Here is a 13683-nt window from a genome sequence, read left to right on the forward strand (position 1 = left end):
TCACGCACCACGGTTCCGGAATTCATTGATGATGGCCATCATGGGTTTTTCGTTGAAGCTCCAGTCGAGCGGCAACGGCCGGTTCGCCGTGCCGTCACGACGCGGATAGGCCCAGCGGATCCAGGTATACTGGTCCGAAATACCCCATGTGGTGATCGAGGAAAGCGGGCCGCCGGCCGAGGCCGCCTCAAGAAAATCCCGGACCTGACCGTTGATCAGTAAATCGCGTTCCGCTTCCGGACCGGGCAGCGTCTGGTCCATCACATCAAGCTCCGTCACCAGAACGGCAAGGCCGTAACCGCGCATTTCCGTCACGAAGGCGGCAAGCTCGTCCTTGGCGATCGGCCAGCCGCCGCGCAGGTGCCCCTGCAGACCGATGGCATTGATGGGCGCCCCTTTTTCAAGAAGCTCGAGAATGAGATTGCGGAACGCCTCGCGCTTGGCCGGCGATTTTTCGACCGCGAATTCCACGTCATATTCATTGAGAACGAGCTGCGCTTTCGGATCGACCTGATGTGCGATATCGAAGGCCTTCTTGATGGCGTCCGGCCCGGCGCCGTAATACCAGGCGTCACGCCGGGCGCGCACATTGCCGGGAACATCCGGGATCGGTTCGTTCACCACGTCCCAGCTATGGACCACATCCCCGTAACGCTCCATCACCTTGACGATATGGGTTTCCATCAGCTTCTCGACCTTGCCGCTGCCACCGATGCCGGCAATCCAGGGGGCATTTGAGGCGTACCAGATCAGCGGATGGCCATGCATGGAAAGCTTGTGCTGGCGCGCGAAGTTGGCGAGTGCATCGGCGGGCGCAAAATCGAACACCGCTTCCGATGGCCGCATGACCTCCCATTTCATTTCAGTCACGGGGGTGATGCGCGAGCAATATTTCACGATCGCCTCGCCGATGCGGCTATCGGCGGTGAGGTCAGGCAGATAAATGGCCGCGCCGTAAGGGGCGGTTTTGGTCGAGGTTTTTTTCTGCGCGGCAGAGGCCGTGCCGGTCACGGCGTGCAAAAGGCCCGCGCTTGCCGCACCGCCCAGAAAATTCCGCCGCCCGATCCGCATTCATCCGCCTCCACAACCCCGGCGCATCGAGGGAAAACCGGGATCGATTTTCGCCAGCAACGATGCGCAGCCCAAAATGTCGGAGCGTTTCCGCACATCCGGATGGACCCGGCACGCTCCATTCTCAAAACATAACATTCTGATCATGCCAAAAGGATATTAAAGATTTGCAAGGTTAACCGCCGCTATACCACGTCATAATTGGCCAGCGCCGCTTAATCCGGTAGTAACTTCGCCATGCGAATTCTTGGCCCATGCCTCACGGAGTTTAAAGCTTGATATCCGTTTCGATTGTCATCCCCGTTCGCAATGGCGAGCGTTACATCGTGGAAGCGATCGAAAGCGCATTGCTTCAGGGCAAAACCGTCTGCGAGGTGCTGGTGGTTGATGACGGTTCCACTGATAGCACGGCGCAAAAGGTGCAGGGTTTTTCCGATCCGCGCGTTAAACTGCTTGCCCGGCCGCAGGGACGGCAGGGCGTTTCCGCGGTTCGCAATTTCGGTCTTTCGCAGGCACGTGGCGAGTGGACGATGTTTCTCGATGCAGATGACCGCCTGAAGCCTGGCGCCGTCGCGGCGCTTTGCGCCGGCGTCACCGGCCCGGATGTCGTTGCCGTTTATGGCGATTACGAGCGTATCGATGAAAACGGTGCAAAGATCGGCCGTCGCAACCTCATCCGTCGCCGCGAAAAGCCTGACGGCTTCATCCTTCGGCCGCTGCTCGGCGGAAACTTCATCGTCAATGGCGGCATCATGCTGGTCAGAACCCGAATCTTCCAGGATTTCGGCGGTTTCGACGAGACCCTGCGGTATGCGGAAGACTGGTACGGCTGGTGCAGGCTGGCCGCCGCGGGCCGCTTTGTTTATCTTCCCGGCCGCCACGTCCTCGATTATCGGGTTCACCGGACGAGCGTTATGATGAACCGGCTCTTGACCTTCCGCGATTGCGAACCGGCAATCGAAGCCGTGTTTTCCGATCCCGCCATCGTCGCAGCCATACCCCCGCAGGAGCTCGGACGGCTTCGCCGCAAATCCGAAAACCATATGAACGCCTATACCGTTGCCCAGGCGTTTCGTGCCCGCCGCTACCGGGAAGCCTTTTCGGCACTGGCCGACACCGTCATCCATCGCCCGCGCCAGAGCCTCCGGGCCGTCGTTTTTTCCGCCGCAGCACTTGCCGGAATTTAGGAGTTTCCATGTCCGAGATCATGCCGGAAGCGGTGGTGTGCATCCCCAGTTTCCGCCGGCCGGAAGGCCTGAAGAAGACACTTGCATCGCTTGCAGCTCAGAAGGTCGATTTTCCCTTCGCGGTCGTCGTGGTCGATAATGATGGTGCAGGCCAGCAGGGTCTCGCTGTTGCGCGCGCCTTTTTTGCCGAAAACGACATGGCTGGGCTGGCCCTGGTAGAACCGACGCAGGGCAATTGTTACGCCATCAACACGGCGTTCCGCACCGCCCGGCAGAGCTATCCTTCGGCGCAATGGTTTCTGATGATCGATGACGACGAGGCCGCCTCCCCCGTCTGGCTTGGGCAAATGGTCTCGGCGGCGAAATCCTTCGACGCCGATATCGTCGGCGGACCCGTCAATCGCGAATTCGACGCCCCGGCTTCCAGGGCGGTTCTTTCGCATCCGCTGTTCGGTTCCATAGAAGCACCGACCGGCCCGCTCGACCAGATCCACGGCTCGGGCAATTGCCTGATTTCACGGCGAGTGTTCGAAACCTTGCCGAAGCCGGAATTCGACGTGCGGTTCAACTTCCTCGGCGGCGGCGACATGGATTTCTTCACACGCTGCCGCAAGGCCGGTTTCAAATTCGCATGGAATGCGAACGCCCTCATCATCGAATACGTGCCGGAAAGCCGCATGGCGCCGCGCTGGATCATGGAGCGCTCGCTCCGGACCGGCATCATCAATTACAGCATCGATCGCGCCCGCCGCCCCGGCCTGAAGGGCGGACTGCTGCTCGCCGCCAAAAATGCCGTCAGCCTGTGCCTGTCGCTCTTCCGTGCCGTTTCCGCATTGCTGAAAACCGGTTCGCTGCTGCCCGCCACCCATCCGCCCCTCATGTCCGTGGGCCGGGTAATGGCGAGCCTCGGCATCACGCTCACCCCCTATAAGGCGCCGGCGAAGAAGAGCTGACGCCCGATCTTCCCGTCACGGTTAACCCAGTGTCTTTTGCCTGCCGAACGGCATCGGGTTCGCGGGCCGCTTCTGCAAACCGAAAGACGAAAAGGCCGTCGCAAGTACGAGAAGCGGCACGAGCACCGGCCAGAAAAAACAAAGGACAATGCCGGTTACCCGATAAAAATCCCAGTTCTTGTCGCGGCGGGCGCCTTCAATATAGGTCATGGCGAGAGAGGTAACGGTGCCAATTCCATATATGAAAAGAGAAATGGACGTAATCACCATTGATGGCCTCGAAATATCTCTGATTCGAATAAATTTGTAATATTTGTGCAGTGTAGCGCAGCCGTTCGCAGTTGCAACGGGTTTCGGCGCCGCAGCGCGCTGATTCAATAAGTTAGAAAAACCTTACATTTATCGGGCAAGACGGCGCAATGATCTAGCGGTTCTGCCCCGAAGCGCCAAAGCGATACTTCAGCAGCGAATATATGGCGATCGGATTGGTCAGCAGGTAACGTTTTCCAAGACGCTTCGGCTCAAGCATCGCCCGGTAGAGCCATTCCAGCCCCATATCCTGCATCCACTGCGGCGCCCGGCTGTTCTTGCCGGCAATGAAATCAAAAAGGCCGCCGCAGGTCTTGATCACGGCGACGCCGGAAAGCCTGTCCAGATTACGCGAAACGAAGCGCTGCTCGAGCGGAATGCCGAAGCCGACCCAAAGAATATCGGTCTTCGAGGCGACAATATCGGCAATGATTTCGTCCCCGCGACCCGGGCTGAAATAACCATTATGGCGTCCCGAAAAGACGAGGCGCGGATAAAGCCTCTGCATTTCCTCGACCGCCGCACGGTTCACCTCTTCGGAACCGCCAAGGAAATAAAACCGGCTGCCCGTCTCTTCGGCGCGCTTGGCCACCGCATGGACGAGATCCGTCGTTGCAACCCGTTCTCTCAACGCCCGGGCACAGAACTTGCGTGAGAAGATCACCAGCGACATGCCGTCGGCGTGAATCTGGTCCGCCTGCCGCAGCATGGCGTCGAATTCGCGGTCGTGGTGGCAGAGCGCGATGACCTGACCGTTTGCGGATGTCGAATAAAACGGCCTTGCACCCGGCGCACGCTCCGTCGTTGCACGCAGGATGAAATCCCGCGCGGTTTCATCGATGGTTGCGTCAGTAATGGGTAGGGACGCAAGAGAAATGACCGGCCAGGAATGACCAGTCTCCTCCGTCTGCGGCATCTCTCTCCCTGTCATAATCTGTCCGGCGTCCAAGATAGGCATCGTTTCATTGTTATGGGCACGCATATGCATAAAATAGAAGGCTTCAAACACTACGAAGAACTATCATTAATATTTTTATAAATCCGCCGCTTGAGGCGGGGAAATTGCACGCCCGCTGGTTGAATGACCTTCCCCTCGCCTATTCCCGTTTGGCGTCCGATGGTTTAATGGACGGAAACATCAATGACAAAGGTCCCGGCCATGGAAACCATTTCAATCGACAACCGCGGCGATTTCGGCCTCTGGGCAATAGAACGTGCGAAGGAAATCGTTGCCAACGAGGCGTCCGATCTCGCCGTTTCCGTCCGTGATGGCGACGAGGCAGGCATTCGCGATGCCGGCAATGCGCTGGGTGCGGCCATCGCCGCCGCTCTCCTTGAAGTTTATGATGGCCTGATCTCGGAAGAATAAGTCGGCGCGGGGTCCCAGATTTAACGCGCCGCGGCTTCCGCATGATCGTCCCGGCGCAGATAACCCCACAGCCCGAGTGCGATCGCAATGGCGAGGCCGAGAAACAGGCCACCCGCGCCGCCAGCGACGAGGAAGACCAGCTTGCCCGGCGGCCAGCTTCTGGAGTTCGGCGCAACCGGCTGCGAAATAACGCGGACATTGGTGGAATCGATCGATTGCTGTTCGGCGAGCTGGCGTGACCGGGTAAGATAGGTCTCATAGATCGCCGCTGCCGAGCGGGCGTCGCGCTCAAGATCCCTCAGCCGCACCTGCGCTTCGTTATCGGTGAAGACATTGGCACGCTCCGCCACGGCTTTCAGTCGCAGGGCATCGAGCGAGGAGCGCGCTTCGGCGACATTTGTCTTTGCTGCCTGCAAAATGCGCCGCGCCTCGTCGGCCATGCCGCGTTCCAGCATGGCCCGTTCCGCACCTGCAGTCGCCAGCCGCGGATGACGCGCGCCGTAAGTCAGCGTCATGGCTCCGATCTGCTGCTGCAGGGTGCTGTATTGCGCCCGGATCGTGTTCATGGTCTGGCTATCGAAAATCGCATCGCTTTGCGTGCGGTTCTGCGCGATTGCCGCCTCCATCTGCTTCAGCCGGGATTCTTCCTGGATGACGCGCTGCTGGGCCGCGAGAACCTGTGCATTGAGCTCACCGGAGGCCAGGTTGCTGACAAGCTGGCCATTATTCTCCTGCAGGCCGTTTTCGCGACGGAAATCGGCCACCCGCTTTTCAGCCGCAGTAACATTCTCGCGCATTTCCTCAAGCCGCTTCCTGAGATCGTCGACGACACGCTGGCTGCTGTCGGAGGTCGTCTGGAACAGCTCGGTCTCAAACGCCTTCACGATGGCCTTTGAGACCGTCACGGATTTGTCGGCATCATTGGTCCAGACGGAAAGCGTCACCACGAAGGAGCGTGGGTCGCGTTCCGCTGCGACCCGGTCGCCGAGGGAGCGGAGTGCACCGAGCCGGTTGTCGCCATCTTCCGGCCTGGATGAAAACATCGCCTTCAGCCGGGCGAGCGGCGGCGGGCTGATGAATTCCGGATCCTGATCGAGCTTCAGTTCCTCCACCACCCGCGCCAGCACGTTGCGCGACGTGATCGTGCGCAGCTTGCTTTCGACTTCGAGAATCTGCGTGTCACGCTGCTGGTTCGGCGAGAACACGCCGTCGTTGACAACGTTGAGATTGGAGGGATTGACGACGATATCCGTATAGGCCGTGTAGCGTGGCGGCGTCATATACGCATAGCTGAGTGCAGCCGCGACGCAGAGAATGATTGCCAGAACGATCCAGACGATGCCCCTGCGAAGCCAGATGAGGACGTCGTCAACGCCGATCCTGTCGATATGGCTGAGGCCCGGCAATGCTGCGGCCAGACTTCCGCTGGGCGACGACGCCTTCACCGGTCTCGCGGCCGGAGCGGGCTCGACGGCAGCCGCGGCCGGTTTCGGCTCGAGATGCTCTTTCAGCACCGTGCGCTCGAAAACCTCGTCGTCATCCACCAGATCATCCAGCAGGGAACCATGAGTTTTCGCGGCCGGCGCCGTTTTTTCATCGAGCGGACGTACCTGCTTATGTCCCGCCTTTTGAAGCCTGTACATCAGCCAATCCAACTCGAACGAACCAAAAAAAGCCGGCAACCGATGATCCTCATCGTCGCCATAGCCGCTATCGACGGACAAGTTTAAATATGACGGGTGAATTTTAGGTTACCCGCATCATTGCCGTCATCATCGCCTATTCGCGGCCTCCAGGGAAGGGGAGGATTGACGTGAATGGATCGATACGGTTCTTTCAAGCGTTACATTTTTGAACTATCCATTTGGCCCTCAAGGATTTTACGGAAGCGGAGTTGAGAATGAGCCTGAAATTTGGAACGAGCGGCCTTCGTGGCCTCTCCGTCGATCTGAAAGGAAAAGCGTCGGCCGTCTATGCCACGGCATTTGCGAGGCACCTTCTCACATCGGGCCAGGCAAAGGCGGGCGACCCCATTCTCGTTGGCCGCGATTTCCGCGATTCGAGCCCCGATGTGTCCGCCACCTGCATCGCGGCGTTGAAAAAGGCAGGCCTCACGCCGTTCGATTGCGGCACGGTGCCCACCCCGGCTCTGGCGCTTTATGCTCTGTCGCTGAAGGCGGGCGCGCTGATGATCACGGGCTCCCACATCCCGGCCGACCGCAACGGCATCAAGTTCTACCGCCCGGATGGCGAAATCGACAAGCAGGACGAGACGGCCATCGCAGCCCTCGCCGCCGAAATCGAAGCGGAAGGCATCAGCGACGAAACGGCGACTGCCGAAGACCATTCCGCCATCGCAGCCGAACTATTCTACGAGCGCAACATCGCGCTGCTGCCGGAAAAGGCTCTCTCAGGCCTCAAGATCGGTGTTTACCAGCATAGCACGGTGGCGCGCGATCTCTTTGTCGACGTTCTCGCCCATTACGGCGCCGATGTCGTTCCGCTCGGCCGCTCGGAGACCTTCATCCCCGTCGATACGGAGGCGGTCTCGCCGGAGACGCTTTCGCTTCTCAAAAAATGGGCTCCTGAGCACAGTCTCGACGCCATTGTTTCCGCCGATGGCGACGGCGACCGTCCGCTGCTGACCGATGAAAACGGCGTGCCGTTGCGCGGCGACCTCATCGGCCTCATCACCGCCAATTTCCTCGATGCCGGCGTGGTCGTCACCCCCGTCACCTCCAATTCCGGCATCGAGGCGAGCGGCTCCTTCGAAGTCATCCGCACCAAAGTCGGCTCGCCTTTCGTCATCGCCGGCATGGCAGAGGCGCTCGCCGCCGGCAAGAATGGCGTCATGGGCTTTGAAGCCAATGGCGGCCTGCTGACGGCATCGGCCTTCACGCTCAACGGCAGGCCGCTTTCACCGCTGCCGACGCGTGACAGCTTCCTCCCGATCCTCGCCGTACTGCTTCTCTCCGCAGAACAGAAAAAACCGCTGTCGCAGATCGCCGCCGCCTATAATCTGCCGGTGGCCGCGGCCGACCGCCTGGAAAATTTCGCCCAGGAAAAAAGCGCCGCCCTGATGACCCATCTGCGCGCCTCACGGACCAATCTCGAGGCCTTCCTCGCCCCGGTGGGCACCGTCAAAGCGCTGAGCGACATTGACGGCCTGCGCGTGGCACTGACCGATGGCAGCACCATCCACTTCCGCCCTTCCGGCAATGCTCCGGAAATGCGCTGCTACGTCGAGGCAGCCAACCAGGACGAGGCCGAAACGCTGCTGAACAAGGGGCTCGATCTCATCCGTAATTTCGGGTGATGTTCGCAGGATGCCGGGCTTGCCCGGCATCTTTCCTGTTTGACCTGTCCCAAATGTCGCACCCCGCCCGTGCCCTGTTGCTCTTCCGGCTCCACGGAGCGATAAGGACCGGAGGGCCACAAGAGGCGGATTATGAGCGGCGAGACCATTACCCTTTATGAAGCGATCGGTGGCGATGCGACGGTCAGGGCGCTCACCCGGCGCTTCTATCAACTGATGGATACCCTGCCGGAAGCAGCCCGCTGCCGCGCCATCCATCCGGCCGATCTTTCCGGCAGCGAAGCGAAGTTCTACGATTACCTGACCGGATATCTTGGCGGACCGCCGGTCTACGTCGAGAAGCACGGCCACCCGATGCTGCGCCGCCGCCATTTCGTCGCCCCCATCGGCCCTGCCGAGCGGGATGAATGGCTGCTCTGCTTCCGCCGCGCCATGGAGGAGACGATCGAAAACCCGAAGCTGCGCGACATCATCTGGCCCCCGATCGAGAGGCTCGCCTTTCACATGCAGAACCGGGAGGCGGACAGCCAATGAACACGCAGAACGCGACCATAGCGACCGTGCCCGGGGCCAGATTACGGGCCTTCATTCTGTTGCTTGGCAGCCTGCTGGGTGCTGCCGGCGTCATGCTTGCCGCCGCTGCCACCCATACCGGCGAAACCTATATGCTCGGTAATGCTTCCGCCATGGCGCTGGCGCATGCGCCGGTTCTTATCGCGCTCCATATCGGTGCGGATCGCATCAGGACCGCCATTCCGGCGGGCTTGATCCTCGGTCTCGGCACGGCGATCTTCGCCGGCGATCTCGTTATCAGGCATTTTTCCGGCCATAGCCTGTTTCCTTACGCTGCGCCCCTGGGCGGCATCGGCATGATCGCGGGTTGGCTGGTGTTGTGCGCGGGAGCGTTTCTGAAGCCGAAAGGCTGATTGTTTTAGGGCATCTGCATCGTGACCCGGAGTGCGAGCGGAGCTTCGCTCACACGTGGCGCCATCTTGCCCTCTCGGCAAGGATTTAACGCTAACCACGCGTCCAGCGAAACGGCAGAATGTTGCGGCCTTTTTCAGCCGCCATACCTGTTTGAAAGGCCGTCGTTTCACCCGGCTGGCGGGCGCGCTGATGAGGAAAGGTCACCACATTGCCGCCGCTTCCGGCAGCGCGGCTGCGTCTTTCGCGTTCGCCGATGATGTCATAAAATTCCGTCGTGGCCGGATCGCTCGCCTGTTCTGCCATCTTGTGCAGTTCCACACCACACGGCCTGTCCGCCGTGCGGTGCTCGTCGGGAAAATTATTGCGCTCGTCGCTCATCGCTGGGGCTCCGTTCATTCATCGTCTGCAGCGCCCGCTCCAGACTGGATTTGCTGCCATTGCGCAGCGGAATGAACGTCTTGCCGAATTTCTTGCAACCCGACTTCACCCGCAGACACGCATCGTGGCTGATACAGTCGATCGGGCAGAAAACGCAGTCGACGGAAGGAAGCACGGTATCGATGCGCGACACCGCCTCACGCAGGCCGCCGTCGTGGTGGATCAGTTCGGCGCCGAAATTGCTGGCGATCTGGCGAAGATGGGCAACCTGACAGTCACGGCCGCCGACATAAAGAAAGCTTTTCGGACCGGAAAGCTGCTGTTCGGCCACGTCCCGCTCGGTCTGGGGAGCGCCTTTGCCCTGCTTGCCGCCACGTTCGGCCTTCTTCTTTTCCTTGCGTGCCATTCCCTCACCTGCCGGTTGGTTTTTGATACCCCGATATCGGGCCCCGACGTTCGGGATGCCGGCACCATAATAAAGATGAGTTTTGGAGTAAAGTATAAAGGTGATAAATTTCCTCATGTTTTTATGCGGAGGGCTTATCACATAATCGCGAGAAGCAGGCCGATCAGCCGTTTATCCGCAACCCGCCCATGAAAAGCTGTTCCAGATGGCGGGCCGCGTCTTCGAAACGTCCCTCGCCGCCATTCTTGTCGCCTAGAACCGCCCGCACCTGTACATCGAAATCGGCATAGTGCTGGGTGGTCGACCAGATCGAGAAAATAAGGTGGTAAGGGTCACATTTGGCCATCCGCCCGGCCTTCACCCAGGCGCGGATCACCTCGGCCTTCTCATCCACCAGCTGTTTCAACGGGCCCTTCAGTTCATCCTCGATATGCGGCGCGCCCTGCAGTATTTCGTTCGCAAACAGCCGGCTTTCGCGCGGGAAATCGCGCGACATTTCCAGCTTGCGGCGAATATAGGAGCGGATCTCGCTTTCAGGATTACCCTCGGCATCGAAAGCGCGCAGCGGGTCGAGCCACGTGTCCAGCACCCGCTCGATCAGCGCACGATGCATCGCCTCCTTGGTGCGGAAGTAATAAAGCACATTCGGCTTTGACATGCCGGCCGCTTCCGCAATCTGGTCGATGGTGGAGCCGCGGAACCCATTCGTGGAAAAAACACTGAGCGCGGCTTCAAGAATCGCTTCCTGCTTTTCCTCCTGAATGCGGGTCCGCTTCTGTGTTTTCGCTGCGCGCGGTATGGCCATTCTCAGCTCTCTGTTTCTTTTCAATGCAATTGCCGCTACAGTATGCTTAAAAAATAATCGACGTTCATAGCTTAGGCAAAATTACTGCGTTTCGTCACAAATTCCCTTGCTGACGCCATCGCGAATTTGCAATGTTTACCAGCCGGTCAATTTATCCATCATCGCCGCCACAAGGCAATGGCTGTTATCTTAACCGGCAAAAAAGGGAACGGCACAAGCTTTGCTTTGATAAAAACAAAACAGGTGAGGACGACACTTCATGACGGCGGGTAAGAACTTGACGGTTAATGGCGACCGTCTGTGGGATAGTCTGATGGATATGGCGAAGATTGGCCCCGGTATCGCCGGCGGCAATAATCGCCGCACGTTGACGGATGAGGATGCGGAAGGCCGCAGCCTTTTTCAGCGCTGGTGCGAAGCGGCAGGCCTGACGATGGGCGTCGACCGCATGGGCACCATGTTCGCCACCCGCGCCGGCGAGGACCCGGACGCGCTCCCCGTTTATATCGGCAGCCATCTCGATACCCAGCCGACCGGCGGCAAATATGACGGCGTGCTTGGCGTGCTGGCCGGTCTGGAAGTCGTGCGCAGCCTTAACGATCTAAACATCAAAACCAGACACCCGATCGTCGTTACCAACTGGTCGAACGAGGAAGGCGCCCGCTTTGCGCCTGCCATGCTGGCCTCAGGCGTCTTCGCCGGCATTCACGATCTCGATTACGCCTATAGCCGCACGGATACCGACGGCAAGACTTATGGCGAGGAGCTGAAACGCATCGGCTGGCTGGGTGAGGAAGAGGTCGGCGCGCGCAAGATGCATGCCTATTTCGAATATCACATCGAACAGGGCCCGATCCTGGAGGCCGAAAACAAGCAGATCGGCGTCGTCACCCATTGCCAGGGCCTTTGGTGGCTGGAAGTGACGCTGACCGGCAAGGAAGCCCATACCGGCTCCACCCCGATGGCGATGCGCGTTAATGCCGGCCTTGCCGCCGCCCGCATTCTGGAAAAGGTGCAGGAAGTGGCGATGGCTCACCAGCCGGGAGCCGTCGCCGGCGTCGGCCAGATGATCTTCACGCCCAATTCCCGCAACGTGCTGCCCGGCAAAGTGGTCTTCACCATCGACCTCAGAACCCCCTCGCAGGCAAAGCTCGACAGCATGCGCGCCATCTTCGAGCGCGAGGTGCCCGCCATCGCCGAAGAACTCGGCGTCGGCTGCTCGATCGAAGCCATCGGCCATTTCGACCCCGTCACCTTCGATCCCGTGCTGGTCGGCCGGGTGCGCTCCGCCGCCGAACGACTGGGCTACAGCCACATGGGCATCATCTCCGGCGCCGGCCACGATGCCTGCTGGACGGCCAGAGTCGCCCCCTCCACCATGATCTTCTGCCCCTGCGTGGCCGGGCTTTCCCACAACGAGGCGGAGGAAATTTCACCCGAATGGGCAAAAGCCGGCTGCGACGTGCTGCTGCATGCCGTGCTGGAGACTGCGGAGATCGTGGAATGACCGCCACCATCATCAAGAACGGCACCATCGTCACCGCCGACCTCACCTACAAGGCCGATGTGAAGATCGAGGGCGGCAGGATCACCGAGATCGGCCCTGATATCACCGGCGGCACCGTGCTGGATGCCACCGGATGTTACGTGATGCCCGGCGGCATCGATCCGCATGTGCATCTGGAAATGCCCTTCATGGGCACCTATTCCGCCGATGATTTCGAGAGCGGCACGCGGGCGGCGCTTTCCGGCGGCACGACGATGGTGGTGGATTTCTGCCTGCCGGAGCCGGGGCAGTCGCTTCTCGATGCCCTGCAACGCTGGGACAACAAGGCGACGCGCGCCAATTGCGATTACTCCTTCCACATGGCCGTCACCTGGTGGGGCGAGCAGGTCTTCGACGAGATGAAGACGGTGGTTCAGGAAAAGGGCATCAATTCCTTCAAGCACTTCATGGCCTATAAAGGCGCGCTGATGGTGAATGACGACGAGATGTTCGCCTCCTTCTCGCGCTGCGCGGAGCTCGGCGCCATTCCCTTCGTGCACGCGGAAAACGGCGATATCGTCGCGCAGATGCAGGAAAAACTGATGGCGGAAGGCAATGTCGGGCCGGAGGCACACGCCTATTCCCGCCCGCCCTCCGTCGAAGGCGAGGCCACCAACCGCGCCATCATCATCGCCGATATGGCCGGTGCGCCGCTTTACGTCGTCCACACCTCCTGCGAACAGGCCCATGAAGCCATCCGCCGCGCCCGGCAAAACGGCATGCGGGTCTATGGCGAGCCGCTGATCCAGCACCTGATCCTCGACGAAGGCGAATATGCCAATCCCGACTGGGATCACGCCGCCCGCCGCGTCATGTCACCGCCCTTCCGCAACCGTCAGCATCAGGACAGCCTCTGGGCGGGTCTCGCCTCCGGCTCGCTGCAATGTGTGGCGACCGACCATTGCGCCTTCACGACCGAGCAGAAACGCTTCGGCCTCGGTGATTTCCGCAAGATCCCGAACGGCACCGGCGGGCTGGAAGACCGCATGCCGCTGCTCTGGACCCATGGCGTGGCAACCGGCCGGCTGACGATGAACGAGTTCGTCGCCGTCACTTCCACCAACATCGCCAAGATCCTCAACATCTATCCGAGAAAAGGCGCGATCCTTGTCGGCAGCGACGCCGATATCGTTGTCTGGGACCCGGCGCTTACAAAGACCATCAGTGCGGCAAACCAGCAATCGGCCATCGATTACAACGTGTTCGAAGGACACAGGGTAAAAGGCCTGCCGCGCTACACGCTCTCGCGCGGGCTGGTGAGCGTTGAGGAAGGCACCATCGAGACACAGGCCGGCCACGGCCAGTTCATCGCCCGCGATCCCTATCCGGCCGTCAGCCAGGCGCTTTCCACCTGGAAGGAGCTCGTATCGCCACGCAAGGTGGAACGCACGGGCATTCCGGCATCGGGCGTGTGAT

General features: G+C 60.2%; 14 protein-coding genes and 1 pseudogene. 8 read left to right on the forward strand and 7 right to left on the reverse strand.

All coding sequences use genetic code 11. The features are described 5' to 3' along the window. Positions 1-1071, reverse strand: coding sequence for a polysaccharide biosynthesis UDP-hexose transferase UppI (gene uppI / locus AGR2A_RS13960; protein ID WP_006699578.1), 1071 nt, complete (start codon positions 1069-1071; stop codon positions 1-3). Between the two features lie 275 nt (positions 1072-1346). On the opposite strand from uppI, the gene uppH reads away from it, so the two are divergent. Next, entirely contained in the window at positions 1347-2258 is a 912-nt protein-coding gene (gene uppH / locus AGR2A_RS13965; protein ID WP_004443231.1) for a polysaccharide biosynthesis endo-1,4-beta-xylanase UppH, read from the forward strand. 8 nt (positions 2259-2266) lie between these two features. Further along, entirely contained in the window at positions 2267-3211 is a 945-nt protein-coding gene (uppJ, locus tag AGR2A_RS13970; protein WP_072494751.1) for a polysaccharide biosynthesis UDP-hexose transferase UppJ, read from the forward strand. A gap of 21 nt (positions 3212-3232) precedes the next feature. Here the strand turns inward: uppJ and AGR2A_RS13975 are convergent, their stop codons facing one another. Continuing rightward, on the reverse strand, positions 3233-3481 hold the full coding sequence (locus AGR2A_RS13975; RefSeq protein ID WP_072494752.1) for a hypothetical protein: 249 nt from the start codon (positions 3479-3481) through the stop codon (positions 3233-3235). A 154-nt stretch (positions 3482-3635) separates the two neighbouring features. Then, positions 3636-4436, reverse strand: a complete 801-nt coding sequence (gene uppL / locus AGR2A_RS13980; protein ID WP_072494753.1) for a polysaccharide biosynthesis UDP-hexose transferase UppL — start codon at positions 4434-4436, stop codon at positions 3636-3638. 243 nt (positions 4437-4679) lie between these two features. On the opposite strand from uppL, the gene AGR2A_RS13985 reads away from it, so the two are divergent. Continuing rightward, positions 4680-4889, forward strand: a complete 210-nt coding sequence (locus tag AGR2A_RS13985) for a hypothetical protein (protein WP_003491679.1) — start codon at positions 4680-4682, stop codon at positions 4887-4889. A 20-nt stretch (positions 4890-4909) separates the two neighbouring features. Here AGR2A_RS13985 and uppM read toward each other — a convergent pair whose 3' ends face one another. Further along, entirely contained in the window at positions 4910-6532 is a 1623-nt protein-coding gene (uppM, locus tag AGR2A_RS13990; protein ID WP_045532332.1) for a polysaccharide biosynthesis protein UppM, read from the reverse strand. 257 nt (positions 6533-6789) lie between these two features. On the opposite strand from uppM, the gene uppO reads away from it, so the two are divergent. The 3 genes from uppO to AGR2A_RS14005 all read left to right on the forward strand — a co-directional run bounded on the left by uppO (position 6790) and on the right by AGR2A_RS14005 (position 9131). Further along, positions 6790-8205 carry a polysaccharide biosynthesis phosphomannomutase UppO gene (gene uppO / locus AGR2A_RS13995; RefSeq protein ID WP_080822970.1) on the forward strand — a complete coding sequence of 472 codons (1416 nt, stop codon included), beginning with the start codon at positions 6790-6792 and terminating at the stop codon, positions 8203-8205. A gap of 132 nt (positions 8206-8337) precedes the next feature. After that, positions 8338-8739, forward strand: coding sequence for a group II truncated hemoglobin (locus AGR2A_RS14000; protein WP_072494755.1), 402 nt, complete (start codon positions 8338-8340; stop codon positions 8737-8739). Further along, positions 8736-9131: a DUF423 domain-containing protein gene (locus AGR2A_RS14005; protein WP_072494756.1), complete on the forward strand. Its 396-nt coding sequence runs from the start codon at positions 8736-8738 to the stop codon at positions 9129-9131. The genes AGR2A_RS14000 and AGR2A_RS14005 overlap by 4 nt, the downstream gene beginning before the upstream one ends. Positions 9132-9222: 91 nt before the next feature. Here AGR2A_RS14005 and AGR2A_RS14010 read toward each other — a convergent pair whose 3' ends face one another. From AGR2A_RS14010 to rutR, 3 genes and pseudogenes are all read right to left on the reverse strand, one after another. Then, entirely contained in the window at positions 9223-9510 is a 288-nt protein-coding gene (locus AGR2A_RS14010; protein WP_072494757.1) for a hypothetical protein, read from the reverse strand. Then, positions 9491-9814: pseudogene (locus tag AGR2A_RS14015) on the reverse strand (DUF2325 domain-containing protein); the annotation flags it as partial. The pseudogene AGR2A_RS14015 and the gene AGR2A_RS14010, both read right to left, overlap by 20 nt. A gap of 265 nt (positions 9815-10079) precedes the next feature. Next, positions 10080-10721 carry an HTH-type transcriptional regulator RutR gene (gene rutR / locus AGR2A_RS14020; protein ID WP_004443251.1) on the reverse strand — a complete coding sequence of 214 codons (642 nt, stop codon included), beginning with the start codon at positions 10719-10721 and terminating at the stop codon, positions 10080-10082. 259 nt (positions 10722-10980) lie between these two features. On the opposite strand from rutR, the gene AGR2A_RS14025 reads away from it, so the two are divergent. Both AGR2A_RS14025 and hydA read left to right on the forward strand, forming a co-directional pair. Continuing rightward, positions 10981-12228, forward strand: coding sequence for a Zn-dependent hydrolase (locus AGR2A_RS14025; protein WP_072494758.1), 1248 nt, complete (start codon positions 10981-10983; stop codon positions 12226-12228). After that, entirely contained in the window at positions 12225-13682 is a 1458-nt protein-coding gene (hydA, locus tag AGR2A_RS14030; protein ID WP_072494759.1) for a dihydropyrimidinase, read from the forward strand. Before AGR2A_RS14025 ends, hydA begins: the two co-directional genes overlap by 4 nt. Position 13683 lies beyond the last annotated feature (1 nt).

The organism is Agrobacterium genomosp. 2 str. CFBP 5494, assembly GCF_900013495.1.
In the GTDB taxonomy this organism is placed as follows: domain Bacteria; phylum Pseudomonadota; class Alphaproteobacteria; order Rhizobiales; family Rhizobiaceae; genus Agrobacterium; species Agrobacterium pusense.

Coding starts and splice junctions, on each gene's coding strand:
- AGR2A_RS13985 (WP_003491679.1), top strand. CDS start 4,680: ATGGAAACCATTTCAATCGACAACCGCGGCGATTTCGGCCTCTGGGCA.
- uppM (WP_045532332.1), bottom strand. CDS start 6,532: ATGTACAGGCTTCAAAAGGCGGGACATAAGCAGGTACGTCCGCTCGAT.
- AGR2A_RS14025 (WP_072494758.1), top strand. CDS start 10,981: ATGACGGCGGGTAAGAACTTGACGGTTAATGGCGACCGTCTGTGGGAT.
- uppL (WP_072494753.1), bottom strand. CDS start 4,436: ATGCCGCAGACGGAGGAGACTGGTCATTCCTGGCCGGTCATTTCTCTT.
- uppJ (WP_072494751.1), top strand. CDS start 2,267: ATGTCCGAGATCATGCCGGAAGCGGTGGTGTGCATCCCCAGTTTCCGC.
- hydA (WP_072494759.1), top strand. CDS start 12,225: ATGACCGCCACCATCATCAAGAACGGCACCATCGTCACCGCCGACCTC.
- AGR2A_RS13975 (WP_072494752.1), bottom strand. CDS start 3,481: ATGGTGATTACGTCCATTTCTCTTTTCATATATGGAATTGGCACCGTT.
- rutR (WP_004443251.1), bottom strand. CDS start 10,721: ATGGCCATACCGCGCGCAGCGAAAACACAGAAGCGGACCCGCATTCAG.
- AGR2A_RS14000 (WP_072494755.1), top strand. CDS start 8,338: ATGAGCGGCGAGACCATTACCCTTTATGAAGCGATCGGTGGCGATGCG.
- uppO (WP_080822970.1), top strand. CDS start 6,790: ATGAGCCTGAAATTTGGAACGAGCGGCCTTCGTGGCCTCTCCGTCGAT.
- AGR2A_RS14010 (WP_072494757.1), bottom strand. CDS start 9,510: ATGAGCGACGAGCGCAATAATTTTCCCGACGAGCACCGCACGGCGGAC.
- uppI (WP_006699578.1), bottom strand. CDS start 1,071: ATGCGGATCGGGCGGCGGAATTTTCTGGGCGGTGCGGCAAGCGCGGGC.
- AGR2A_RS14005 (WP_072494756.1), top strand. CDS start 8,736: ATGAACACGCAGAACGCGACCATAGCGACCGTGCCCGGGGCCAGATTA.